20 protein-coding genes and 1 riboswitch are annotated in these 24,516 nt (G+C 62.8%); of the genes, 2 read left to right on the top strand and 18 right to left on the bottom strand.

Translation table 11 applies throughout. The annotated features are described in order from the left end of the window. Window positions 1-22: 22 nt before the first annotated feature. The 7 genes from H6979_10540 to H6979_10510 form a co-directional block, all read right to left on the bottom strand. On the bottom strand, window positions 23-355 hold the full coding sequence (locus H6979_10540; protein MCP5140285.1) for a hypothetical protein: 333 nt from the start codon (window positions 353-355) through the stop codon (window positions 23-25). After that, on the bottom strand, window positions 352-984 hold the full coding sequence (locus H6979_10535) for a tetratricopeptide repeat protein (protein MCP5140284.1): 633 nt from the start codon (window positions 982-984) through the stop codon (window positions 352-354). The genes H6979_10540 and H6979_10535 overlap by 4 nt, the downstream gene beginning before the upstream one ends. Next, a complete protein-coding gene (locus H6979_10530; protein ID MCP5140283.1) occupies window positions 962-3,787 on the bottom strand; it encodes a tetratricopeptide repeat protein in 2,826 nt (941 codons plus the stop codon). Before H6979_10530 ends, H6979_10535 begins: the two co-directional genes overlap by 23 nt. Then, window positions 3,784-5,694, bottom strand: a complete 1,911-nt coding sequence (locus tag H6979_10525; protein ID MCP5140282.1) for a CDC27 family protein — start codon at window positions 5,692-5,694, stop codon at window positions 3,784-3,786. The genes H6979_10530 and H6979_10525 overlap by 4 nt, the downstream gene beginning before the upstream one ends. 9 nt (window positions 5,695-5,703) lie before the next feature. Further along, the gene (locus H6979_10520; GenBank protein ID MCP5140281.1) at window positions 5,704-6,267 is read right to left on the bottom strand and encodes an AraC family transcriptional regulator; all 564 of its coding nucleotides are present in this window, start codon (window positions 6,265-6,267) and stop codon (window positions 5,704-5,706) included. A gap of 28 nt (window positions 6,268-6,295) precedes the next feature. Beyond that, on the bottom strand, window positions 6,296-6,820 hold the full coding sequence (locus tag H6979_10515; protein MCP5140280.1) for a TlpA family protein disulfide reductase: 525 nt from the start codon (window positions 6,818-6,820) through the stop codon (window positions 6,296-6,298). 137 nt (window positions 6,821-6,957) lie between these two features. Then, window positions 6,958-7,059: riboswitch (cyclic di-GMP riboswitch) on the bottom strand. Window positions 7,060-7,156: 97 nt separating this feature from the next. Beyond that, window positions 7,157-7,861 carry a hypothetical protein gene (locus tag H6979_10510; protein MCP5140279.1) on the bottom strand — a complete coding sequence of 235 codons (705 nt, stop codon included), beginning with the start codon at window positions 7,859-7,861 and terminating at the stop codon, window positions 7,157-7,159. 76 nt (window positions 7,862-7,937) lie between these two features. Here H6979_10510 and H6979_10505 point away from each other — a divergent pair, with 76 nt between their 5' ends. Continuing rightward, window positions 7,938-8,681, top strand: a complete 744-nt coding sequence (locus H6979_10505; GenBank protein ID MCP5140278.1) for an SDR family oxidoreductase — start codon at window positions 7,938-7,940, stop codon at window positions 8,679-8,681. A gap of 36 nt (window positions 8,682-8,717) precedes the next feature. On the opposite strand, the gene H6979_10500 is transcribed toward H6979_10505, so the two are convergent. The 11 genes from H6979_10500 to H6979_10450 all read right to left on the bottom strand — a co-directional run bounded on the left by H6979_10500 (window position 8,718) and on the right by H6979_10450 (window position 23,117). Further along, the gene (locus H6979_10500; protein MCP5140277.1) at window positions 8,718-10,508 is read right to left on the bottom strand and encodes a hypothetical protein; all 1,791 of its coding nucleotides are present in this window, start codon (window positions 10,506-10,508) and stop codon (window positions 8,718-8,720) included. Further along, window positions 10,505-11,878, bottom strand: coding sequence for a GNAT family N-acetyltransferase (locus H6979_10495; protein MCP5140276.1), 1,374 nt, complete (start codon window positions 11,876-11,878; stop codon window positions 10,505-10,507). Before H6979_10495 ends, H6979_10500 begins: the two co-directional genes overlap by 4 nt. Before the next feature lie 65 nt (window positions 11,879-11,943). After that, window positions 11,944-12,825 carry an FAD:protein FMN transferase gene (locus H6979_10490; GenBank protein ID MCP5140275.1) on the bottom strand — a complete coding sequence of 294 codons (882 nt, stop codon included), beginning with the start codon at window positions 12,823-12,825 and terminating at the stop codon, window positions 11,944-11,946. Window positions 12,826-13,067: 242 nt separating this feature from the next. Next, on the bottom strand, window positions 13,068-14,906 hold the full coding sequence (locus H6979_10485; GenBank protein ID MCP5140274.1) for a glycoside hydrolase family 15 protein: 1,839 nt from the start codon (window positions 14,904-14,906) through the stop codon (window positions 13,068-13,070). After that, complete coding sequence (locus H6979_10480; GenBank protein MCP5140273.1) at window positions 14,903-17,122, bottom strand: bifunctional alpha,alpha-trehalose-phosphate synthase (UDP-forming)/trehalose-phosphatase; 2,220 nt, start codon at window positions 17,120-17,122, stop codon at window positions 14,903-14,905. Before H6979_10480 ends, H6979_10485 begins: the two co-directional genes overlap by 4 nt. An 84-nt stretch (window positions 17,123-17,206) precedes the next feature. After that, window positions 17,207-18,331, bottom strand: coding sequence for a DUF3570 domain-containing protein (locus H6979_10475; protein MCP5140272.1), 1,125 nt, complete (start codon window positions 18,329-18,331; stop codon window positions 17,207-17,209). Then, window positions 18,332-18,556, bottom strand: a complete 225-nt coding sequence (locus tag H6979_10470) for a DUF4266 domain-containing protein (GenBank protein ID MCP5140271.1) — start codon at window positions 18,554-18,556, stop codon at window positions 18,332-18,334. Continuing rightward, the gene (locus H6979_10465) at window positions 18,553-19,050 is read right to left on the bottom strand and encodes a TlpA family protein disulfide reductase (GenBank protein ID MCP5140270.1); all 498 of its coding nucleotides are present in this window, start codon (window positions 19,048-19,050) and stop codon (window positions 18,553-18,555) included. Before H6979_10465 ends, H6979_10470 begins: the two co-directional genes overlap by 4 nt. Before the next feature lie 19 nt (window positions 19,051-19,069). Next, the gene (locus tag H6979_10460) at window positions 19,070-19,747 is read right to left on the bottom strand and encodes an outer membrane beta-barrel domain-containing protein (GenBank protein ID MCP5140269.1); all 678 of its coding nucleotides are present in this window, start codon (window positions 19,745-19,747) and stop codon (window positions 19,070-19,072) included. After that, entirely contained in the window at window positions 19,717-20,457 is a 741-nt protein-coding gene (locus H6979_10455; GenBank protein MCP5140268.1) for an SH3 domain-containing protein, read from the bottom strand. The genes H6979_10460 and H6979_10455 overlap by 31 nt, the downstream gene beginning before the upstream one ends. A 17-nt stretch (window positions 20,458-20,474) precedes the next feature. Further along, on the bottom strand, window positions 20,475-23,117 hold the full coding sequence (locus tag H6979_10450) for a PD40 domain-containing protein (protein ID MCP5140267.1): 2,643 nt from the start codon (window positions 23,115-23,117) through the stop codon (window positions 20,475-20,477). Window positions 23,118-23,382: 265 nt separating this feature from the next. Here H6979_10450 and H6979_10445 point away from each other — a divergent pair, with 265 nt between their 5' ends. After that, complete coding sequence (locus H6979_10445; protein ID MCP5140266.1) at window positions 23,383-24,513, top strand: hypothetical protein; 1,131 nt, start codon at window positions 23,383-23,385, stop codon at window positions 24,511-24,513. The last annotated feature ends 3 nt before the right edge of the window (window positions 24,514-24,516 follow it).

Raw genomic sequence — 24,516 nt, 5'->3', positions numbered from 1 at the left:
TTATGAACCCAATTTGCCGAACTCAATTTGTCGGACGCGGCGGCTCCACGTCATAGAGTTGATGGAAGTAGCGCGTCTGTCGTCGAAACACTTCACGGTCTACGGGTGCGAGGACTTCCTCGACCAGGCTGTTGACTGGCCGGCCGGCAAGCTCTGCCATGGCCGCATCCTTCCAGGGCACGATGTACATGACCTTGGGCAGCTCCTGGTTGCCGCGGATGGCCGTGGCATCCAGGTCAAGCGCTGTCGCCTTTGACGAAGGAGCCGCCGTTGCCGGCTCTTCGGCGCCGGCACTGCCGGCCATCAGCAACGCGCACAGCAGAAAGACAGTCTTGCCTGCCCGCATCCGCTTCACGTTGCGCCCTCCGCCCTCGCCGTTGTGGGCGTCGCGGAGACGCGGCGCCGGAGATCGGCAATCCACCGTTCGACTTCCGCAGTGCCGTCATCTGGTTCGAGACTGAGGTACTGCTGGTAATTCTCCAGCGCAAGCTCGGGTCGCTGGACGTAGAGGTCATAAAGGATGGCAAGGTTGTAGTAGGCCAGCGCGTAACCTGGCTCCAGCGTGATCGCCTTCAGGTACGCCTGCTCGGCTTCCCGGAACTGACCCTGCTGCCGGTACAGCACACCGAGGCCATTCCACACCGGGGCGCAACTCGTGCAAACGGCGCCTGCTTTCGTGAAATAGTCACGCGCCGCAGTTTCGTCACCCTGGCGCATGCGCAGCAGCGCGAGATTCAGCAGCGGACCTGCGAGCTCCGGATGTTCGGCACTGAAAGCCTGCAATGCGCTTTCGGCTGCGGCGTCATCTCCGCTCTGCACGATGGCAAGCGCCGCCGAGTAGTCCGCCATCAGCTCCGGCGTCGGGCCCGGGACTGCAACGGCCGATGCGTTTCCTGCCGGGTGTTCGCCACCGGCAAGACTGCAGCCAGCGCTCAGCAACACCGCAAGAATGGCAGCCGCCCTAGTCAATCCGTGTAATGACATCTTCGCTCCTTTCGGTTCGCGACCAGCGCGCCGGAACCATCACTGCAAGGCGCGCGTAGCTCGCCCGTACCCATTCGTCATACACGCCATCGCCGGCCCGTTCGGCGTTGACGCGATAGAGATCGATGGCTTTTTCCTCGAAGGGGAAGGCCTGCTCTTCAAGCAGCACGTCGTATTGCTCCGACTCGTCCGCATCCAGGCCCTTTGGCCGTTCCGAGGCCAGCAGGTCGCGGCTCAGCTGGTAGTAGAGGTCGGCCGTTTCAAAAGTCGCTGCCGTGGTGACCTGTGCGACGCCATAGTCGGCAGCCTGTCCATAGGCCTGCAGTGCCTGCTCCATGCGGATCTTTTTCAGCTTGAGGCTCTTGTCCAGTGGCGCGGTCAGCACCACGGCGTTGAAGGCATCACGCAGTGGCCTGGCAAGTTCGATGGCACTGCTCGCTGCCAGGAAGCGGCTCCGGTCGTTGCGCTCCGCGCCCATTTCACGATCCGCTTTCACGATGGCTTCGAGCCAGCGCTTGCGGGTTGGCCAGTCACCGTCTGCCGCGGCGAGATCAGCCAGTTTGAGCCGTGCCTCCAGCGCTTCGCGCGCCGGCGCCGGGAAACGCGTGACGAGCGCGGTGTAGACCCGCGCCTCGCCGTCGTGCTGACCTGCAGCCGCATACAGCTCCGCCGCCTGCCATAGCGCAGACCTCTGCACATCCGCGGTTTCATTCGCGCTGCCGGCGATGCGCTCATATTCAGCCGCAGCCTCCGCACCGCGCCCGCCTTCGCGCAGTGCAACCGCCAGCTTGGCCGTGACATCGCTGTTGAAACGGTGTTCTGGAAACTCCAGACGAAAGCGCTGCAGGAGTTCCACCGACTCGTCCCAGCGCTCGCTGGTCAGGAGCAGCGTCGCGGCATCAAAGAGCGCACTCGGGCGGATGTCAGCATCCGGCGCAGCAGCATCGATACGCAGGAAATCAGCCACCGCCGCATCCACATCGCCATCGGCCCGGGCAAGTTCCGCCTGACGATAGATCGAAGCCGCGATCCGGCCTTCCACTTCGCGTCCGGCAGCCGGATCCGCTGCCAGGCCCCGCAAACGGACATAGGCGGACTCCGCACCGGCATAGTTGGCGAGATCGAACTGTGCGTGACCCATGACGGTCCATGCGACACGTTCGAGTTCCGGAGTGACCGGCGGCTGCATGGTGACCACCAGACCGGCGACCTGGGCAGCCCGCTCGGGCTGTTGACTGGCGTAGAGCTGTTCGGCGACGTTGGTGAGTACCGCACCGGCCTGCGGGTGGGCAGGAAAATCACCTGCAAAGCGCAGTGCCTGCTCGATGTGTCCGGCGTGCCAGGCGAGCTGTGCGTCACCGGCAAGCCGCTTTTCATGTTCGCTCGAGGCCAGCAGCGCGGCATAGCCCGCCTCTGCCGATTTTTCCTGCCGTCCATAGTCATAGGCTGCGTGCAGATAGGCGTCACGCGCAGCGTCGAAATGCTGCGCCTCAAAGAGCAGTTCACCGAGCAGGAAGCTGCGCTCGGCCGATTGCGGGTCATCAGGGAAGTAGGCGAGCGATAGCCGGTACCAGCCGGCAGCCCGTTCATAGTCAGCCGGCAACTTGCTGCGCTGGGCAAGCGCATGATCGTACTGCGCAAGATCGCCCAGGTGCAGTTTCAGCTGCGCGACGAGTTGCGGGTAATCGGCGGCATTGCGCCCCTGCCAGAACGGCGCATCGAGTCCGTAGGTCGCAACGTATCGTTGCTTGGCCTCAAGCACGAGATCCGGGAACTTGCCACGCGTATAGGCATCGATCGCAGCCTGCAGCAGGTTCGGCGCCTGGGCATTGACCGGATCGCGTGCCACGAATGCCGCGTAGCTTTCAGCCGCATCCTGGAAACGCTCCTTGTCCAGGTAGAGGTCACCCAGCGCCGTGTACAGCAGGTAGGTCCAGGCCGGGTCACCGTAATCTGCCAGTGCAGGCGGAATGGAATCCGCGCCATCGAGCCAGGACAGGCTGATGCTGACCACCCGCAGCGTGTCGTCGAGCAGCTCACGCTCGGGCCGGCTCATCGCCTGAATCTGCAAGTCGGGAGCAGTGGCACTGCTGTTCAGCCGACGATCGATCAGGCCCAGGAAGGCAGTGAGTCCCTCCTCGTAACGGCTTTGCTTGAAGAGCGCCCAGCCATATTTGTAGAGCGACTGCTCGTAGAAGGGCGACTGCGGACCGCTGGCAAGCACCGCCGCATAGGCCTGCTCCGCCCCGGCATAGTTCTGCCGTATCGAATAGGTCTCACCACGACGGAACTGGGCTTCGTCGCCATGCACTGCAGACGGTGCCTCGAGAACAAGGCGGTCCAGCATGGCGAGAGCTTCGTCGCCACGGCCCGCGCCCTCCAGGGCCCGGGCAAGCTGATAGATGACTTCGCTGCGCTGTTCTCCTGAAAGCGCTGTTTCCGTGTCACGCATTTCGAGCAGCTGGCCATACAGGCTGATGGCTTCCTCGTAATTGCCGGTGCCGGCACCAGCCTGCTCCGCGGAACTCTCCTGCTCGACCGCCGCATCCAGATTCAGGTCGGCAAGGCGGCGCATGGCTTCGGCGCGCATGCTCGCCGGCCCGGTATCCAGAGCGAGAAAGCGACGGTATTCCTGCATCGCCTGCGCGGTACTGTCGACGGGCGGCAGGCCGGTACGGATGTCGAGCGGTTTTGCCTTCAGGCTGCCGATGGTCTGCCGGTCGGCCTCCGGCGTTCTGGTCGCAAACGGCCAGAGACCGCCAGCCAGCGTCACCCCGAGCATCAGTGCGGCGGTGGCGCTCATGGGGCAGGACCTGCGACCGGAGCGCTACGCGCGGAAGAGGCCGCGCGATCGTAGATCGTCGCCAGCGCAAACCGCGCCTGTACGCGATAGCTGAGGAGCCGCTCACGCTGTTCGTTGAGTACATCAGTCGCCATCGCCTGCAGCCGCTGCTCTTCGGCGTTGCGGTCACGCGCCAGCACCGCCTGCATCCGGCTGATGCGCGGGGCAAGACCGGCGATACGCTCAGCGAAGCGATCCAGCTCTGCCGGCGTGTCCTGCCAGGCCGCCACGCCCGATGCATGGGCGGACTGCGCCCTGGCCAGCAACGCGTCGATCCGGGCGAGGTTGCGCTGCTGCTGCCACAGTCGATATTGATAATCGCGGTCCAGATCCCAGCTCAGCACACCCTTCAGGAGGCGATAGCGTTCGCGGGCATCGCCGGCAGCTTCGTCCGCCAGGACCGGGCTTGCCCCGACTGCTTCGAGACGCTGCCAGCGATCGAGCTCTTCAGTTGTCGCCAGTCCGGCAACATCGCGTGACTCTGCAACCTGCTCAAGATGAGCCGCCAGCACATCACGCCGCGCCTGCAACTCATCGATGCCAGCCTGGTCGAGCCCGGCGGCAACGCGACCCTGGCGCTGCGCATAAGCCATGCGCCGCGTCGCCACCATCTGCTCGAAGGCTGCGAGCTTCGACTGCCACTCATCGAGGTTGGCTGAAAGGGCCGCCAGGTCACGCACATTGCGCAGGCCTTCCTGAAAGCTGTGCCGCGCCACCAGGTCATACAGATAACGGGTTTCAACGCTGTCGGGCAGCGCATCGAGCTGCCAGTACCAGCGGCCGATCCGTGCATCATCGGCGCTGAGCATGGCGGGTACCAGCTGGCCGGAGCGGCTGCCTGCAATCGCGGCATCGAGCTTGCCGATCTCGGCATCGTAGGCATCCAGTGCAGCCTGGTAACCGGCCGCCGCCTCGCTGTGCGCATCGAGCCTCGCCCAGGCATAGGGAATCGCGAGCAGAGACTCCTGCACCGCGCTGTCAAGCAGATCGCGGTCGCGCAATTCGAGCCACGGTGTCAACGCGGCACGGTAGTCCTGCGCCGCTGCATCCGCCCACCCGGCGCCGAGCAGCGCCTTCGCGGAGAAGGGTCCGTTCAGGCGTACTCGCGCAAGTACCGGGCGAGCCTCGCTGTCGCGACCCTGCTGCAGATAGAGGTAACCGAGCGCGAGATTGGCCTTGTCACGCAGGTCGCGCAGTTCGGCAGTATCGGCTGAGCTGCGGCCCAGCTGATCGAGCTGGCGAATCGCATCTTCCGGCCGATCAAGCCGCACCAGCGCCACGCCCAGGTTGTAGCGCGCGTAGGCCACCCAGCTTTCCGGGCCCCGCCAGCCGTCCAGCAAGGCAACCGCTGCGTCAAAACGACCGAGCGCGAGATACGCCTGGGCCTTGAGCATCGGCAGTTCGGCCTCCAGGCTTTCGGGAAGTTCACCGGAGATCCGCTCGAAAGCCTGCAGTGCTTCGGGATACAGGCTGCGCTGGTACCGCACCTTGCCCAGATAGAACCATGCCCGGTTGCGCACCTCCGCTTCAGTTGAATCCTGCAACAGACGGCTGAAGATCTGTTCGGCACGGATGTGCTGACCGTAATGCAGATAGAGTCCACCGAGCAGCAGCTCGGATTCGGCCTCATGATTGCCGACACGGCCCGCGTCACGGGCAACCAGCAGGTGGGTCAGCGCATCGAAGTGCTCATCCTGGTAGAACTGGAACAGGACCTCGCCATAGTAAAGATCGCGCACCACAGAGCCACTCACCGGCTCCGCCGCAGACACCGCAGCGCTGCCTGCAAGGAGCAGCAAGGCGATCAGGCCGCGCAGACTGGATCGCCTGCGGCCCGGGTCCGGGATACTGTCGCGAATGCAGGGCACAGCAGCTCCCTACTCCCACTCGCGAACCACGAACTCGGGTTGCTGGGCGCTCTGCCGGTCGGAAATACGCAGCTCGACAAACTTGGCGCCTACGCCCTTTTCGACTTTCAGTGTGGCGCCGCGCCGGTAGTCACGCGCGTGCGGCCCCTGACCGGTGAAAACGGCGGTCAGTTCATGCTCACCGGTCTTGAGATTGCCCAGATACAGGCGATGGACACCACCGCGCAGCAGTGCCTTCAGCTCGCGCTCGGTATACAGGTAGTTGCTGATCGGCTTGTCATCGATCTTCAGCTGCACGGAATCAAGCGCAAAGAACTCGCCGACATCCATAGACACGAAAACCGCGACCTGCGTGTTGGCGGGAAACAGAAGTTCCTCCTCCAGCATGAACAGCTCGCGGTTCAGGTCCAGCACATCATCCTTCAGCGTCTGCATCTCGGTGTCGACGCCGGAAACGGCAGCCACCGGCACGGCGGCCGGAGCGACAGTCTCGCTGGCGTGTGCCGCCCTCGCGGCCAGTGCGCCACCCAGCAGCATCGCAGTCAGGCAGATGTTCATGGTCAGACGGTTCATCGCATTACTCCGCATCGGTCAGCAGCATTCATTCCAGAATCAGGGCAGCCAGTTCATCGGCAAAGGTCACGGCGTCTTCGGCGCGGTAGCCGGCATGCACTTGCCGGACAGTGCCGTGCGGGTCGACGAGCACGGCGAAGGGAAGGACGGAAGGGTCGTACTCGCGGACGACCGACTGATCGGCGTCGTGCAGCACGGTGATGTTGAGGCGCCCGGCGGTTTCCCGCGCGGCCTGGTCATCCGGATCGATATTGACGGCGAGGATGCGCAGATTCGCGTCGCCATAGCGCTTCTGCAACTCGCTGAGCATGCTCAACTGCTCAGTACACCGGTTGCACCACTGCGCCCAGAAGCTGATCAGCACGACCTGGCCGCGATACTCCGACAGGCGCAGATTCGCGCCGGCGATACTCTTGAGTGCAAAATCAGGCGCTGGTTGGCCGGCAAGACCCGAGCTTGCCGGCACCGCGACTGGCAGAAGCAGCGCGGCGAGCGCCAGGACACGGCAGTTCCGGCGCATGAACGTACGCAGCGCAGCGCTTCTGCTGCGCATCTGTCCGTGCTGCCGACCCATGATCTTCAAAGCCTGTCTCCGCGAAACCAGCACAGCGCTGGCGCTCACACGCAGACAAGGGAAACAGCTGAAGGCAGCGGGAACGCATGACGCAGCTCCAAAGAACTGCGTTGAAGTTCGGCAGCCCCGCTGTCCTGGGTGCAACTCGCAGCATGCGAGGCACCGTTAGACCGGTGGCTTTGCGTCCCCGCCTTTCAGCGGGTTTGCCTTTGTCGCCCGGGAATGGTGACGATTTGACGGAAGGAATCCTGCGACTTCGCTCACGTTAGACAGATTGCCGGCTGAAACCGGCGCGCTTATGTCAAAGCCACGGTGTCAGGGCCTGCCCGCGAGGCGAAACATCCGGTAGTACTCGCTGCTCTCGGTGCCCCAGCGCACCACTCCGCTATCGTCGACGAACTGCCCCCAGAACTGGTATTCGTCCGGCCGGATGACGACTGCATCGCGCGCATAAAGCGTGGTTTTCAGACCCTCGCTGTACAGGGTGCAGACCCGCTCCTGCATGACGCCGGAAACCTCAGTTCCCGCGGCATTGGCAGTCAGCACGAAATCACAGCCCGGTTTCACCTCGACGTCGGCCATCGTGACCTGCTGCAGCAACTCCGGCTGCTGATACGCGTTCTTCCACCGCTCGCCGTCCCTGAAATTCAGTTCGCGCTGCACCAGCTTGCCAGTCTGCGGATCGGTGAAGTACTGCAGCAGACCGATACGGATCAGCGATGGCGGGCTGAAGCTGCCATCCACAGAAGCGTGTTGATAAACCAGGTAACCGTTGATGCCCGGAATCGCTGCTGTCAACGGTGCGAAGAACTGGTAAAGCTGGCGGTGAATCTGTTCCGGTGGCAACTTCCGCGCCAGGTCGCTCTCGAACTGGGCCGCGTTGCTGTACCGGCCGTGTACCCAGGCGCGCACCAGCTCGAGCGTCCGCGCTGCATCGGCACTGCCGGGCGAGGAATCCGCGCTGACCGACGCCATGGCGCCGAGCATCAGACCCAGGAAGAGCACGATCCGGTTGCGCATGTTCGGGATACCCCAATAGACTGATGTCAAGATCGATTATAGACACGGCGCGTACCGGTATCAGGAAAAAGCAGACATGAACACGGGCTCCAGCCAACTGTTGCAAATGCTCGCCCTTCTGCTGTTGTCCGTCGGCAGCAGTCAGGCCGGCAGTGATCGGACCAGCAGCGAAAACAAGGTGCTGGTTTTCGGCGGCACCGGGCAACTGGGTTCGGCCATCGTCCGCGAACTGGTAGGGGCCGGCCATCCGGTTGCGGTGTTCGTCCGCCCTTCCTCCGACCGCGGTCGTCTGGATGGTCTTGCAGTCAGCTATGTCGCCGGCGACATTCTCGATGCCGCCCAGGTCATGGCTGCTTTTGACGGCAAGGATATCCGGACCGTAGTCGATGCGACGGCACGCGGCAGTGCCGACGATGAGTTCTACCCCACGGCGATGGCGCACATCATCGCCGGCGCAAAAGCCGGCGGCGTCCAGCAGATCATCCTGGAGGGCTCCGTCGGCGCCGGTGACAACGTGAAACAGTTTCCGCAGGCCAATTTTGGCCGGATGCGCTCGACCCTCGCTGCCAAGGGGCGCGCGGAACAATTGCTGATCGACAGCGGTATCGGCTACACGATCATCCGCAACGGCATACTGCTTTCGGCGGATCAGCCGCCAACGCGCAGTGCCCGCCTCAGCACCGATCAGCGCCTGATGAGAAAAATCACGCGTACAGACCTGGCGATACTGACCGTGCGGTGCGTGGGCAACCCGGACTATATGAATGGCATCTGGCATGCCGTCGACGACAGCCTCGATGTACCGCCGCAGTATCGATAAATAGTACCTTATAACTATTACACAAGGTATTGTTATCTAAGCGCTTATTGTCGCTACTTCCTGATCAATACTTGCTGCCGTCACACCGTCTGCAACGCGCTGTGCACAAGCCTCGACCAGCGTCCGCAGCGGTACTGACAACGCCGCCCCTGCGCTGAGCAGCGCCAGGCTGCAGCGATCAACGGGGAAACCCTGTGCCTCGATCTCCGCAGGCGTGATACCAATCAGCAGCACATCACAGCTGGAATCAAGCAACAGGCCGCGTACCCGATCAGCCAGCGCAGCCGGGGGCGCGAAGCGCTCCTGGCCGGCGAGCAGCGTCCGCCGGCTGTCAGTCACGCCCGTGCATGCCCCCTTCGCCTGCAATGCATCGCCTGCCTGCATCAGCAGCTGCTCGTCGCCACCGATCAGCACGACCGTGGGGATGCGGCCATCGCAGCCCGGCGGGAACCGTGCCTGCAGGATCTGCACCGCGCGCTCATCGGAAGAAAAGCCGGGCGTGGCATTGATCTCGATGACGGCGCAATCGACCTCGCGCCAGGAGCGACTGATGTCCGGCGTCATGAAGTCGATACCGGCCGCATCCAGATGGAAGCAGCGTGCCAGCGATTCCGCCATCTCGCGGTTATCCGGATGGATCTCTGCCGTGCAGTCCCTCAGTGTTCCACCACGAGAGATGTTCGCGGTACTGCGCAGCGCCACCTGCGTGCCAGCTGCGGGCCGATCCTCTGCACTGAAGCCCTGCTTCGCCAGCAGCCCCTGCATATCGGCATCCAGCGTCAGCTCCACGGCAGCACCGTCTCGTGCAGATTTCCTGCGCCGCTCATTCTCCGCATCGATCAGCTCCCTGATCGACCGCCTGCCATCACCGGCGACCCGCGGCGGCGCCAGGCATGAGGCCCAGATCAACCTGCCACCGATCACGGTCAGCCGATGGTCGTCACCGGAGACATGCCGCTCGATCATAACGCTGCCCGATGCAACCCGGTTGGCCGTCTCGAAAGCCGCTTCCAGCTCGTGATCGCTGCTGACCTGCGCGGTCACACCCTCGCCTTGCCGGCCGACATTGGGCTTGATGACCACGGGAAATCCGGTTTTCTGCACATGCAGGCGCGCGTCGGCAAGGCTGCTGACCGGCGCGGCCCCGGCGCCAGGAAATCCCAGTTGTACGATCAGCTGGCTTGCCAGCAACTTGTTGCGCGCCAGATTGAATCCGCTCAGCGAGTCCCGGTGACTGGCCGCCACGAAACCGTGCAGGCCGGCCCGCCCCTGCCCATAGAGCCAGATGCGTGAACCGGGCGACACCGGGTAGACCGGAATGCCCCGCGCACGCGCGACGCGCATCAGTGCCCGGGTTGTCTGGTCCGGTTGGCGCAACAGCAGCATCGATGCGAGCATCTGCATACGTGCCTCTATCGGCTGCAAATCGACGGCGCGTCCACCCGCTTCATTGAAAAATGCGGTAGCGAGTTCCAGACCGACCTCAAGCGCCATCATGCTCGCCTGGATATCGTAATAGCCAAGCAGAATCCGGCAGACATCACCGTTCAGACGCTGGATCTGCAGGTCCAGGCCGAGCCGGCCATGCAGGTCCTGCAGGGCGCTCGCCAGCACCGCCGCGAGTTGCGCAAAACTCACGTTTCCCGGCGGCAGAACGACGCGGCGCATCAGTGCGCGCGGAATGAAGCTCGCGAGTTTTTCGGCCAGCGCTTTGGCCGGCATGACGGCCTCGACCGGCTCCGGGAACTCTGCGGCTACGGCCGCAAATGGTGCGACAAGACTCGGACCATGGAATACCGTGTATTTGACCCGCAGTACATCCGTCATGCCGTTTCCAGCTGCTGACGCAGTCCGAGCATGGCGCGCACCTGCGCACAAGTCGCCAGCGGCCGCTCGAACTCCTGGCTGATCCGTACCAGGCGCTGTACCAGTTCGACGTTGGTAGCCAGGCGACTACGCCCGGCGTCGTAGTGGATGTTGTCCTCCAGGCCGACACGCACGTTGCCACCGGCAAGAATCGCCGCAACGTTCATCGGCAACTGGAATGAACCAAGACCCGCAGCAGACCAGACCGAATCCTCCGGCAGCGCGGCGACCAGGTGCGAGAGATCACCGATCGTTGCCGCGGCCGTATTGAGGTTGCCGAGCAGCAGATTGAAATACTTCGTGCCGCTGAGTATGCCGTGGCGCTCGAGATACCTGGCCAGATTGATCATGCCGCTGTCGAATATCTCGAGCTCGGGCTTGATGTCGTTTTCACGCATGCACATCGCCAGACGCTCGATGGTGTGGATGGCGTTGCTGCTCGGCCCGGTGAGGAAGTTCAGAGAACCGAGCGTCAGGCTGGCCATGTCCGGCTTGGCCGCACCCTTCAACAGCAGTACTTCGCTGCGTCGCTCGAACTCCGGCCAGTTGCGGCCGCTGGTCGTCACGCAGCAGACAAGTTCCGGGCGCTCGCGGCGGATGCCGGTGAGGATGCGCTCGAAGTACCGGGTATCGGAGGTCGGCCGGCCGGTTGCCTCGTCACGGGCGTGCAGGTGAACCATCTGCGCGCCGGCATCTGCCACCGCAATCGCATCGCGGACGATCTCGTCCACGCTCAATGGTACATGCGGTGTGCTGGCGCGGGTCGGGATCATCCCCGTCGGGCAGACATTGATGATCAGCGGCGGCCAGGGCGACAGCGGATGCGGCGAGTAACGCTGCATGTGGGCTTCACGGCGCGCCTCCCAAGCATCCCGTTCGCCCATGTACCGCACCAGATCCATGCGGATCGTGGTCCAGTGATCCACATGCTCGAGACCGAAGGAATGGATCTTCTTCAGCCGGCCGATTTCAAGGTAACCAAAATGCTTCTTGTACCAGGCGATCGTGTCGGGAATATCGGCGTTGGTGAGCACGGTCTGTGCACCGAGCTCGTACATCGCCTCAAGGCGGGCTATTTGCAGCGCCTTGCCGATACCGAGACCCGACAGCTCCGGATTGACACCAAGCAGCGTCGTCTTGCCCTCGGTCGGGGACAGCATCGTATAACCGGCTGCGCCGACAACCTTTCCGTCGAGTTTCGCGACGAAGAAGCGATCGATATCGAGCGCCGGCATTTCCGCCGAAGGCACATGATGCATGTTGAAGAAACGCATGACCTCCAGGATGGCCGGAAGGTCAGCGGGACAGGCCTTTTCGATGGTGTACTGCATGCGCGGATTCTTGCAGACTGCAGCGGGCAAATGCCAGCCTGCCTTTTTTCCGGCCTGTCAGGTGGTCAGTCGGCGGAAAGCGCCGAAGAAAATCGCACCTTGCGCCCGGCGTCGATGATCACCGCCGCATAGCCGGGCGTCGCCTCGATCAGGGCCAGGCCGCGTTCAACGCCCAGCACGAAGACGCTGGTGGAAAGGCCATCGGTAAGGGTCGCATCAGGACCGACGATGGTCACGCTGCGCACGCCAGCCACCGGCTTGCCGCTCTTCGGGTCGAGGATATGGTGGTAGCGGACACCGTCTTCCTCGAAGAAACGCTCATAGTCACCGGAGGTCGAGATGGCTTCATCATCGAGCGCCAGGCGCGTCACCCACCTCGACCCGTCGTCCGGATCACGGATGCCGACCACCCAGGGCTTTCCGCGCCGGTCACCCAGCAGACGCGTATCGCCGCCCGCATTGACCAGCGCATTTGTCACGCCGGCCTTGCGCAGCAGCGCCACCACCTGCTCGCAGGCGTAGCCCTTGGCGATGCCGCCCAGGTTGATGCGCGTCCCCGGTCGCGTGAAACGGATTGTCGATTTGCCTGCATCGAGCAGGACATGCCGGTAGTCGATGGCAGCAAGATTTTTCGCAATGACAGTCTCTGCCGGCCGCTCATGCGCGCGAAAGTCATAGAGATAGCCGACGCTGTCGTAGGTGATGTCGAAGGCCCCGCCGGTCTGCACGGACAGCTCGAGCGAACGACGCACGAGGTCAAACAGTTCAGCCGACACGACCACCGGTGCAGTAGCGGCTTCGCGATTCACCGCCGATATCTCCGAGGTCTCGCGGTAGGTGCTCATGCCCGCTTCGATGCGGTCGAACTCGGCCATGCCGGCGGCGATGAGCTGTCGGGCCTGCGGCTCGTCGTCCATCCACAGCTGGATCTCGACGCGGGTACCCATCTTGTCCTGCTGCTCGCCAAACCATGCCGCGCTGACCGACAGCGGGAGAAATACGGCGAACAGGCCAACAAGCCCGAAAATGTCGCGTGGACCAGGGACTGCAAACACGGGCGCAGGGCCTCTATGATCAGGGGGCAGGGATTGAAGGATAGGATAACCAAAGCTCCTCCCGGTAGCCCTCTCCACTGGCGGACTGCATCAGGTAGCCGTCCATTCGAGCGGCAGGTAGACCGGCGAACCGCCTATAGCTGAATGAGAGTGTTGTCTTCGTCCCGGGAAAGTTCGAGCGCGCAGTCGATCAGGGCCAGATGACTGTAGGCCTGGGGAAAGTTGCCGAGCTGCCGCCGGGTGCTGAAATCCAGGTCCTCGCTATAGAGTCCGTGCGCGTTTCCCGCACGCAGCAACGACTCGAACAGGGTCCGCGCCTCGTCGCGTCGGCCGACAGACGCAAGCGCCTTGACGAGCCAGAATGAGCACACGGTGAAAGCGCTCTTGGGGACGCCGAAGTCGTCCTGATTCCGGTAGCGGAACATCAGTCCGTCGATGCACAGTTCTTCCTGCGTTCTTTCGACGGTCGCGATGAATCTCGGGTCCGTCGGAGCCAGAAAGCCGTATTCGGCCATCAGCAGGTTGGCGGCGTCGAGGTCGGCGGAACCGTAGGACTGTACAAACGCCCCCTTCTCCGCATTCCAGCCACGGGCGCAGATGTCGTCGTGGACCTCCTTGAGCAGCGGCCGCATCCGGTCCGCCCATGTGTGCTTGCCGAGAAGCTCTGCAATCTTTATGGACCGGTCGATGGCAACCCAGCAAAGCACCTTGGAGAACACGAAATGGCGCTTCTCGCCACGAATCTCCCAGATACCGCGATCCGCGTCCTGCCAGGCTGCGGAAACATTCCGGATGATTGAGCGGACGCGTGTCCAGACCCTGTCGAGGGATTCCGGGGTGCGCTGGCGCAGCGTCAGGTCCTGATAGAAAACATCCATCACCACACCAAAGATATCGTGCTGTTCCTGGGTGAACGCCGCATTGCCAATTCGCACGGGCCGGGAACCCTGGTAGCCGGAAAGGTGCTCCAGCACCTTCTCGGTCAGGTTCCTTTCACCCCGCAAGCCGTACATGATCTGGAGGGCATCGTTTTTTGTTGGCACGGTCCGCAATAGCCAGTCGATGAACCGTGCGGCCATCTGTGGATGACCAATCCGCTGCAGCACCTCGACCGTCATCGACGCGTCGCGTAGCCAGCAGAAACGGTAGTCCCAGTTGCGCTCTTCGCCGATCGTTTCGGGCAGCGATGTGGTTGCTGCGGCAAGGAACGCACCCGTGGGACCGAACTGCAGCATCTTCAGCACGAGCGCACTGCGCATTACCTCAGACCGGTACTGCACCGGAAGGTGAGTCCGGGCCGACCAGAGCATCCAGTAGGCCCGCGTGCGCTGAAGCATGAGTTCGACCAGGTCGCCATCGGGAACCTGGACCTTGTCGTGATAACTGAGGAACAGGAAACGATCCTGGTCCAGTATCGTTTCGCGGCCCGAGAGCACCGCATCGTGATCCATGTCTGTCCACAGATAGGCTGATTCATAGGCCAGCCCGTGCTCACCCATCCGTTCGGACATCGCCTTCAGAAATCCGGGCTGGCGAACCACACGCGTCTCGCCGCGGGCATAGTCGAGCCTGGGGTCGTAGACCACGCGAATCCGCGGACTCCCGTGCACCAGCCGGATCCTCCGCACCACGTCCGGTGCCACGTCATGTTCCGCACCGGCCCGGCCATCAGTCGTGTAGCGGGGCATGAAGTCCACGACCTCAAACGCCCCCTCATCGCCGGCATAGCTCGTCACAAGGACGTTGGTATTGCGCTCGAATGCCTGGCCGGTAACCCGGCCTGCCAACATCTCGATCCGGAACGAACCGCCCTTGTCCGCGTCGAGTATCGCGGCGAACACCGTTCCCGAGTCGAAGTCGGGCAGGCAGCAGAAAACGATATCCCCCCGGGCATCGATCAGCGCACAGGTGCGGCCATTGCCAATCATGCCGAGGTGATAGTCGTCGGCGAGTCGGGCCGGGTCGATGGTCATGTACTCACCTCTTCGGGTCCAGTTCCTGAATTCAGTGCGCTGCGGAGCTCCGTGAGGAGCATGCGCAAGCCGGTGAGGTCGGTCCGGTAGCGCGCCCGAGTCGAACCCTTGCCAACACGTACCGAGATGAATTCGACACCGTCTGGCTCCAGGGCAATCATTGTCTCGTCCGTTGCATCGTCACCCGCCACCAGGGCGATATCACAACCCTGGTGCCTGATGAGAAACCGGACTGCCGCGCCCTTGCTGACCAGGAGGCTCGAGACTTCGACGATCTTCTGGCCATGGTGGACGACCACCGGCAAATTGGCAGCCAGAGCCGTCAGCTCGTGCATCAGTCCCCTCGCCCGCCAGAGCCCGAACTCGGGATCGGCCTGGCGATAGTGCCAGACGAGGGCAGATTGCTTTTCCTCGACGTGCGTGCCGGGCGTCAGCAGCGAGGCCTGCTCGAGGTGGTCGCGGACCGCACTCTTCCACTCATTGCTCACGGCATTGAACAGCGCCCACTCACCGCTGCCACCATCCAGCCACTGATAGCCATGCTCGGCAACGAGCGTAACGCCAAGCCCACCGAGATGCTGCTCGAGAAAACCCGGTGTCCGGCCGCTGACAACGGTAACGGACACGCGGTCGCTGCTGGCGAGGTCGGCCAGCAGGGGCCGTAGCTCTGCATCCGGCACGGCATCATCGGGAATATCGACGAAGCCCCGAAGCGTACCGTCATAATCGAGGAACAGGCCCAGCTTTTGTCCGGCGTGCACCTGGGCCGCCAGCATTGCCGCCAGTGGTTTCAACTCCATGACCGGCACACGTTCGTTCCGCGCGGGCACCTCGCCAAGCTCACGCAGGAACCGGCGCGCCCAGACGCTGCAATCCTGCTTCCGCAGACGCTCCTGCATCATGCCGATGCGCAGGCGACGCTCGTCGTCGGGCATGTCCAGCGCCCGGCCTATGGCGGCCACCACGCCGTCGACATCGTGGGGGTTCACCTGCAAGGCATGCGACAGCTCCTGTGCAGCGCCCGCAAATTCGCTCAGGATCAGGACCCCCGGCCGGACTGCCAGATCCTCGTGCTGACAGTCCACGAACTCCTTGGCGACGAGATTCATGCCGTCCCGCAACGGGGTTACCAGGCACACCTCGGCAAGCGCATAGAAGGCAGCAAGGTCCACAACCGGAAAACTCCTGTGGAGGAGCTGGACCGGGGCATGGCCCATCCTGCCGAACTCGCCGTTTATTGCCCCGACCTCGCGCTGGACCTGCTCTGTCAGTGCGTCGTACTCCTGCACACCCCGACGGGACGGCACGGCGACGAGTACGAAGAGGACGTCGGCGCGCTTGTCGGGGTTCTGCTCAAGGAACTTGCGCATGGCCGCCAGCTTTTCCGGCAATCCCTTTGTGTAGTCGAGGCGCTCCACATTGAGGATCAGACGCTTGCCACCGAGATCCGCCCGGTGTCGGGCCAGGATTTCCGGAAAGTCGATGCGGCGCATGGCACGGTCAAAACCGGCGTGATCGTGGCCGATCGGATAGACGCCCAGGCGGATCTCCCGGCCGTTGTGCCACATGCCTTCGGTCTCGGTCTCGAGGCCGATCACCCGCAGCAGCGATGAGCGGAAGTGGCGGAGGTAGTTATAGGTATGGAAACCGATCACATCCGCACCGAGGACGCCCTCGAGCAACGCCACCCGGTCGGGCAGCACACGAAAGATCTCGCTGGTGCAGAACGGCGTGTGCAGGAAGAAACCGATGCGCAGGCCCTTCTGCTGGCCCCGAAGCATCGCCGGAAGCAGAAACAGGTGGTAGTCGTGAATCCAGACCAGGTCACCCTCGTCGGCGACTTCCAGTATCGCGTCGGCAAACTTGCGGTTGACTCGCTGGTAGGCGTTCCACCAGTCTTTCGAGAATGTGGCCCGCTCGACCATGTAGTGCAGCAGCGGCCACAGGGTGGCATTGGCATAGCCCTCGTAGAAGCCGGCGACATCATCCCTGTTCAGGAATACGGGGACGAAGCCTTCGCGGCGCGCACTGGCTCGCACTGCTTCCGGGTCTTCCAGGTCTTCTGCGGCAGCACCGGTCCAGCCTGCCCAGACCTGCTCGCAGTCCGGGTCTGCGCCCCGAAGGGCGGACACCAGACCGCCAGCTGTTCGCGTCACCGTGCCGTCGGCAGCGAACACCACGGGCAGCCGATTGGAAACCATGATCAGCTTGGCCATATTCAGGCACACCGTACCCGAATATGCCGCGAACCCCAAAACCACAGCCGGTCAGACCATGGACAAGGAGCCGTCTCGGACGCGCTAGAACCAGAGCGAAACGAAGAACTGCAGGACGTTGGCGTCGAACTCATAAAGTGGCTCGGCACCGACCGCACCACCGCTGCTGACATCGCGGAAATCGTCATAGCTGTAGGTGTAGTGATCGAAAAACAGATTCACCGTACTGCGCAGCGGGCGGTCGCCCGCCCTGTCGAGCCAGGTATAGCTCAGGCCGATGTGCGGACCGTAGCTCTGGAACTTGCTCAGCTCCTTGTCGCGGCCCATGTAGTTCTGCGCATCGGCATAGGGAAACAGGTCTGAATAGAAGTCCGCGGCGTTCTGGCTGTAGAAGCGGTAACGGACATCAACCATCCACCGGTCACGCCAGGGCTGCACGTAGCCGATATCGACCGTATGCGCGTCTATACCCCAGTCGTCCGTGAAGAAGCGGTACCCGCCCGACACGGCAGCCCGGTATGGCAGGTGATAGCGGGCACGGATCGCCACGGCATTGCTGGCGCGGGTCCGTGGATAGACCTCGCCCTGCCAGCCATATCCGCTGGCCTCGTTGATATCGACGTACCGGACCTGGCGATACGGGTTATTCAGATAGCCCTCGTCTGCGATCGCCTCATAGTTGAGACTCATCAGCAGGTTCCTGGTCAGTACCTGGGTGATACCCGCCCGGTAGGCATGCCGCTTGATCTGGCCGGCGAATACCGGATCGCCGCGCTTGCTGACATCATCGGAGCCGCTGCCATAACCCAGGGTGATGGTAGTCAGGCCGTTGAAGATGTCCTGGCTGATCGAAAGGTTCAGCGTATCGGCACTGTAGTCGTTCTCGTCACTGTTACTGAAACCCACACTCAGCGTGGTGTCTTCATGCAGGTAATCGACACCGAGCCCCCATTGGGTGCGCTCTTCTGAATACTTGCTGGCGGTGGTAAGAACGTCGATCGATGCGCTGCTGATGCTGTCCACATAGTAGCTGGCCGATACGGACACCTTCTCGTTGACGGACTTTCGCACCAGGAGCGATGGCCCGTCGATCTCCACGCCGCCACCGTCGTAATAGTGATAGAGCGCATCGGCGCGCTCCTCGGGCAGCACACCGGCAAACGCCGCGCCCGCGGAAAGTATCAGCAGCATGCCGGTGCGCCACATCATCTAGTTACACCCGCAGCCGCCACCGGCGCTGCCGGTCGCACCGCGCGCCGATTCGCGCGCTTCATGAACATGATCGAGATAGCTTGAAGATACCGGATCGCGGTCGAAACTCATCACCGGATCGGCCAGCCGGTCGCGCTCGTAGGGTTTTACCCATGGCTCCACCCCGCTGCATCCGGCCAGCAACATGGCGCCCATCAGGAACGCGGCCAGCGACATTCTCATGTCCGCTCCCGGATCAGCTGGCGGATCACATCCTGGTAACGGCTTTCGTCACCTGGCTGGTAACCCTGATGAATGAAGCGGACGTTGCCCTTGCGATCGACGATCACGGTGCTCGGCATCGCCGCCACATCGTAGAGCTTGCTGACCTGGTTGGCCGGATCCAGCAGCACCGGAAACGTGACCGGCACATCGCCGAGGAATGCCTCCATCTGCGTCGTGTCTTCCTCGACATTGACGCCGAGCATGGTAAAGCCGAGCGGCGCATACTTCTTCTGGATCTGTTCGAGCAGCGGCATTTCCTTGCGGCAGGGGCCGCACCATGTCGCCCAGAAATTGATCAGCACGACCTGTCCGCGCAAGGCAGACAGCGACACGCGCTGACCGCCGCGGGACGGCAGACTGAAATCAGCCGCCGGGCCTGCGGCCTGATCCGCCGACAAGACCACAGGCAGCAGCACGCCCGACAGGCATGCCACCAGCATCAGACGCCGCATGTTTCCGTGCATGCTCATCTCAGAAGAACCAGCTCAGGCCGAGGGTGAACTCGATGTTATGCGTGGTCTTGTCCTCACCGCTGATGTCATCATCGAACAGGTGATCGCGCACATCGAAGTGCAGGCCGATGGCATCCGTAAGCAGTATCCGGTAGCCGCCGCCGAAGCTCAGCGTAAACATGTCTTCGTTGTGAAAGGTGGTGTTGCCGGCACCGGCAAGCACATAGAAAGCCGAATTGAAGGCGTGGTTCCTGCCGATGAATACCTCGCCCGGCAGCAGGTTGTAGCCCAGCGACAGGTCGTAATACTTGTACTTGCGATCGCTGCCAAATGACAGGTCGTAGTTGCCGAGGATCTCGGCACTCGTCTGGTCCACATCGCCGGTCTGCGCCAGGGTCGCCTCGGCAAACAGGCCCTCTGTTATGTGGTAGGCAAGACGCGCACCGATGACCGAATTGGTGCCGAAATCCTCCACGCTCAGCATGCCGTAATAGCCGGTGACTTCGAAGTCTTCGCTGTCGATCTTCGGCGGCGACACCTCGCGGCGCTCGATACGCGGATCGATGACCGGCGAGGATGCGTTTGCATCTTCTGCAGGCTCACGCGACCGTCCCAGCAACGAGCAGCCAGCCGTGGCGGCCAGCAGCAGGGACAGTGCGGCTGCCCTCAGAAGAAGAAGGTGAATCCGGCTTTCCATTCGTCCAGTTCCTCATTGTCGTCACGACTGGTAAATGTCAGGTAGCTCGAGTATTCGGCACGAAACATGAAACGCTTCGTCACGTAAAGGCGCGCGCCCAGCCCCACGTGTCCGACCTGGTCAGTACGGTCTTCGGTACTCACCAGGGTCGCTTTCGGGTTGATCTGGATGATTCCCGTACCGAGCATGGCAAAGGGCGAAATGCGCCACGCCGGAAATGGCTGATGGACGATATCGACCGTCGCCAGCCAGCCGTCGGAAAAATCCCCGCTCACATCGCCCACCCTGGCCTCCACCGACAGGTTGCGGGTCAGGTGATAACCGGTGTAAACGGATATCACGCTCGCACCATCCAGATCGCCGAGCCCGACGCCGGCTTCCCAGCGGCGGGCCTTGTAATCATCGACATCCGGGTCATCGATCTTCGTCGCCGAACCGGCTGTATCCAGCGTGGCTCTCATCTCCGCCAGCTTCACCCAGCCCCGGACACCCCGGTCTGTCTGCACCTGAAACCAGTCGGTGCGTCGCTTGAGCACTTCAATGTGCTGACCGCGGTCAACGACATGAAACACCGGGAAACCCCGCCCCGGCCCCGTGTGGAGTTCGAGAAAAGGCTCGGCAACCACGGCCTCATAGTGAGCCGTTTTTGCATAAGCGGGTGTGACGAAGGGCAAGAAAACCAGCATCACCATGACGACTACTGTGCGCATCGGGGTTTCCTGCGAACCTAGTTCAGGGGTGCCTGGAACGGATCGTTGTAGTACTGCGCACCGATATCCACCCACTCGGAGATCAGCCGCAGTTCCGCCGGCGACAGCCGGCCCGCATGCGTGCCACCAGACGCGAAGATGTTGAAGAATCGCGGTGAATTGCGCGCACCCGCGGTGGACAGCGAGGGGCTGACCGGCACCGGACTGAATACCGGATCACCGGTGACCGGATCGACACCCGTCTGGACCAGCCGGTCGGCGAGCGCACCGCCGGCGATTTCCTGCTCGTTATCGCCGGAGAGCAGCTCGCGGTAGGCCTTGAAGTGGTCTGCATTGATATCCGACGGACCATCCGAGAGGTCGAGCTGGGCAGCCGGCACCTGCACGGCACCGAGCGTGCTGACTGGCGCATGGCAGTTCGTGCAGGTGTCATCGCTGAGCACCGTGACACCGTCGCCCGCCAGTGTCTGACGGAGCTTGCTCCACAGGGGGTGTATATGCGCTTCGTAGTTGATCGTGATCCGGCAGTGCGGCGCCCAGTTGTCGAGGCAATCGGCGCTGGTCGGTATCGGCGTAGTGAGGTCCGTATAGCGGTAGGCGAAGCCCGTATCGGCGGGACGGCCAGCCGCAACGGGATCCGTCCAGATGTCGTCGTAGACGACGTCCTCGTCCAGTGCGATCAGCTGGCAGTTGGTCGCACAGCTTATGCGCTTTTTGACCTGCGCCATGGTCTCGCCGAAATCGGCAAAGAACGCACTGCTGGTGTTCGGGAAGGGCTGACCGTCGGCCGCAGCGCCGCTCCATGCGCTCGCAAAAGCGTCTTGCCGCCCGTGCGATACGGGATTTTGCGTCGAGTGGCAGCCGTTGCAGGCCAGTACCTCACCGGGACGGAGCTGCAGCCAGTTCTGATGTCGCGCCGTGATGCGCCGCCCGTCGACATCCAGCACCGAAAGTGCAATCGGCACATTGGCAGGCACCCGCACCACGACCGAACCGTCGGGTTCGACCGGCGCATAACCGAGAATCTCGCGCATGCCCTGCGCAGCGCTGACGCCGAAAGCGCTGTTGTCGAAGTCACGGACTTCACGATCAGGCAGGGCCACCGCCTTTTCGACGCGCAGAAAGCGCGCCTGCCGCTGGACCGCCGTGGTCTGTGCCGGATCGGCCAGCGCCCGGATATTCACCGAAGCCGTACCGTCAAGATCGTAGACGCTGCGGATATCGACAAGACCCTGCTCCTGCGCGACGAGATCCGGATCGAGCTGACCGGTCGATGCCTTGTCGAAGATCACCGGGGGCAGCGCGCGCGGCTGTGCCGCCACGATGTCGCTGATCAGCAGATTTTCCGTCGGCGAGAACACCGGCAACTGGGTTCCGGCAACCGGATCAAAGATCCACACGCCATACAGCGGGAAGGCGGAACGGGCGCCCGGCGCAGCCAGCGCCGACTCGGTACAGGGCACGATGCGGTCATCAACGTCCAGCAGCCGGCACGGGCTCCAGACCGCGAACATCCGCCCGGTACCATCCCAGAGCGGAAACGCAGCACCAAATTCACCGCCGGGTGAGATGCCGGCATCGGTGCGCACATCGTTGACGACGGTGCGGGTCTGCGCCGGCCCGCTCAGCAGGCCCGCATTCACGGCAACGGGCTGCAGGTTTTCCACGAAGTTTGCCGCGTCGATGCTGACCAGGTCACCGCCGCCATCATCCGCCTGAAAAGGCCGGATGACAGAGAGAATTCGCCCATCCGGCATCTCGCGCGGTTGCGAAAACTGGATGGTCGCACCATCGGTGCCGGTCTCGTGACTGCGCGCGCCGTAATAGAGTTCAAGGCCCGTGCCGTCAGGGTTCATGCGATACAGGTTCATCTCGCTATTGGCCGCTGCATTGTCCCAGCGGCTGAACAGGATCTGCCCGTTGGCAAGCACCGAGGGATCCAGGTCATGGCTCTGATTGAAGGAAATCTGGTGGATGTCGCTGCCATCGGCATTCATGACATGCAACACGAAGGCCGGCTCATTGCGGTCTTCATCCTGCGCATCAAACTGCTGCTTGCCTTCGTCGATCAGCACCGCCTTCGATTGCCGCTGGCGCGTGGATGAAAAGACGATGCGGCCATCGGGCAGATACGCCGGCGCAATATCGTGCCCGGCCTCTGCAGTGAGATCCGAACTGATCACCCGGCGCAGGGTGTCGCCGGCGAAGTTGTACTCCCAGATGTTCCAGGTGGGCTGGTCTTCTTCGTCAGCGCCGGCCACGAAAGGACCGCGCATCGCAAAGATGAGCGTCGCACCGTCCCAGGACACTTCAGGATCGCGGACGTCATACAGCCCGCTTCCCTGCGTTATGCGTTCGGTAATGTTGCGCTCGACAGCCGTGACTGCCGCGCGCTCGCGCACATAGAGATCGGCACCGATATCGAAGCGCCGCAGTTCGCGCAGATCAGAGCCCTGCAGCACACCCTGGGCGTTGACGGGCAGCGGACGCTTGACGTAGGCGATCGGCACATCGACCACCACCGGGTCAGGCTTCTGTTCGCCCCCGACGCCACCGCCGCCGCAGGCCGCAAGGCCAAAGGCCACGGCGATCCACAGCAATACACTGCGGGCGGACAATTTCCGTCCGCTCAATGGAACATTTCGCGTACCTGCAACCATCACCATCCCTGTCACAGCCTGCCCAAAGGCCGTGTGTGCATCTGACCTGATGCGCAGCGCCCAATCGCCTGCCAGCTAACCTAATGCAAAGCGAATTGAACGAACTGTTAAGGCGGTCACAGAAGACCGGGCCGCTGATAACGATAAATGCCCAACGGCGTGCAATGCGCCGCGTTACCGGGATGGGCACAAGGTGGTTACTACGCAACGAGGACGGCGCAGCGCCGTCACGTCGAAGCCAGGATCTCTGCGGCCGTTAAGCCGGCTGACTGCAATTGCAGTGTTGGCGGTCCTGGGCCAGGCGGCCATCGCGGGGCCGCGCGAGCAGGCCTGGCGCATGCACGAGCGGCTCACGGGCGTACCGCCCGACGCGACCGTACTGGAAAACATGCGGGCCGATATCGCCGGTGGCAACGCCACCGCTGCCGCGCAACTGGCAATGGATAACAGTGCCTTCTACAACGTGACACTCAAGAATTTCGTTGCGCCCTGGACCAATGAGGAACAGAGCGTTTTCGTACCGCTCAACGATTACACCGCCACCGTGATCGGCATGGTGCGCGACGATGTGCCCTTCAATACCCTGCTCTCGGCAAACCTCGTTTACATCGGCTCGGGGTCCGGAATACCGGCCTACTCGCCGACCAACAACGACCATTACCAGGCGCTTGAAGACCAGAACGTCGATCTGAAGCAGCGCCTGACTGCCACGACCCAGACCGCCGTGAGCGGCCTGCCGGATTCTGCCGCGGCCGGAATCCTGACCACACGCGCCGCAGCTGCGGCCTTCTTCGAGGCCGGCACCAACCGCGCCATGTTCCGCTTCACGATGCTCAACCACCTGTGCCGCGACATGGAACAGGTACTCGACACCAGCGGCATCCCCGACCGCATCCGTCAGGACGTATCGCGGAGCCCTGGCGGAGACAGCCGGATCTTTCTCAACAACTGCATCGGCTGCCACACCGGCATGGATCCGATGACCCAGGCCTTCGCCTACTACAACTTCGATGCCGCGCAGGGGCGGCTGGTCTATACACCCGGCCAGGTACAGCCCAAGTACTACAACAACGACACGACCTTCAGATACGGGTACCGGACACCGAACGACGACTGGGCAAACTACTGGCGCCACGGACAGAACCGGGTGCTCGGCTGGGATCCGAACCGCAGCGGCAGCGGCACAGGCGCAAAGACCATGGGCGAGGAACTCGCCAACAGCACCGCGTTCGCCCGCTGTCAGGTGGAGAAAGTATTCCGCAACGTCTGCCTCAGGTCGCCGGTGGATGGCACTGACCGGGCACAGATCGATTCGATGGTCACTTCCTTCCGTGCGGGTGGTTATCGCCTGAAGCAGGTGTTCGCCGAATCCGCCACCTACTGCATGGGCAATTGAGCG

It is taken from the genome of Chromatiales bacterium (assembly GCA_024234935.1).
In the GTDB taxonomy this organism is placed as follows: Bacteria; Pseudomonadota; Gammaproteobacteria; order Steroidobacterales.
This window is presented reverse-complemented; position numbering and strand designations above follow the sequence as displayed.

Coding starts and splice junctions, on each gene's coding strand:
- H6979_10535 (MCP5140284.1), bottom strand. CDS start 984: ATGTCATTACACGGATTGACTAGGGCGGCTGCCATTCTTGCGGTGTTG.
- H6979_10530 (MCP5140283.1), bottom strand. CDS start 3,787: ATGAGCGCCACCGCCGCACTGATGCTCGGGGTGACGCTGGCTGGCGGT.
- H6979_10520 (MCP5140281.1), bottom strand. CDS start 6,267: ATGAACCGTCTGACCATGAACATCTGCCTGACTGCGATGCTGCTGGGT.
- H6979_10515 (MCP5140280.1), bottom strand. CDS start 6,820: ATGCGCAGCAGAAGCGCTGCGCTGCGTACGTTCATGCGCCGGAACTGC.
- H6979_10510 (MCP5140279.1), bottom strand. CDS start 7,861: ATGCGCAACCGGATCGTGCTCTTCCTGGGTCTGATGCTCGGCGCCATG.
- H6979_10505 (MCP5140278.1), top strand. CDS start 7,938: ATGAACACGGGCTCCAGCCAACTGTTGCAAATGCTCGCCCTTCTGCTG.
- H6979_10500 (MCP5140277.1), bottom strand. CDS start 10,508: ATGACGGATGTACTGCGGGTCAAATACACGGTATTCCATGGTCCGAGT.
- H6979_10495 (MCP5140276.1), bottom strand. CDS start 11,878: ATGCAGTACACCATCGAAAAGGCCTGTCCCGCTGACCTTCCGGCCATC.
- H6979_10490 (MCP5140275.1), bottom strand. CDS start 12,825: ATGGGTACCCGCGTCGAGATCCAGCTGTGGATGGACGACGAGCCGCAG.
- H6979_10485 (MCP5140274.1), bottom strand. CDS start 14,906: ATGACCATCGACCCGGCCCGACTCGCCGACGACTATCACCTCGGCATG.
- H6979_10480 (MCP5140273.1), bottom strand. CDS start 17,122: ATGGCCAAGCTGATCATGGTTTCCAATCGGCTGCCCGTGGTGTTCGCT.
- H6979_10475 (MCP5140272.1), bottom strand. CDS start 18,331: ATGATGTGGCGCACCGGCATGCTGCTGATACTTTCCGCGGGCGCGGCG.
- H6979_10470 (MCP5140271.1), bottom strand. CDS start 18,556: ATGAGAATGTCGCTGGCCGCGTTCCTGATGGGCGCCATGTTGCTGGCC.
- H6979_10465 (MCP5140270.1), bottom strand. CDS start 19,050: ATGCGGCGTCTGATGCTGGTGGCATGCCTGTCGGGCGTGCTGCTGCCT.
- H6979_10460 (MCP5140269.1), bottom strand. CDS start 19,747: ATGGAAAGCCGGATTCACCTTCTTCTTCTGAGGGCAGCCGCACTGTCC.
- H6979_10455 (MCP5140268.1), bottom strand. CDS start 20,457: ATGCGCACAGTAGTCGTCATGGTGATGCTGGTTTTCTTGCCCTTCGTC.
- H6979_10450 (MCP5140267.1), bottom strand. CDS start 23,117: ATGGTTGCAGGTACGCGAAATGTTCCATTGAGCGGACGGAAATTGTCC.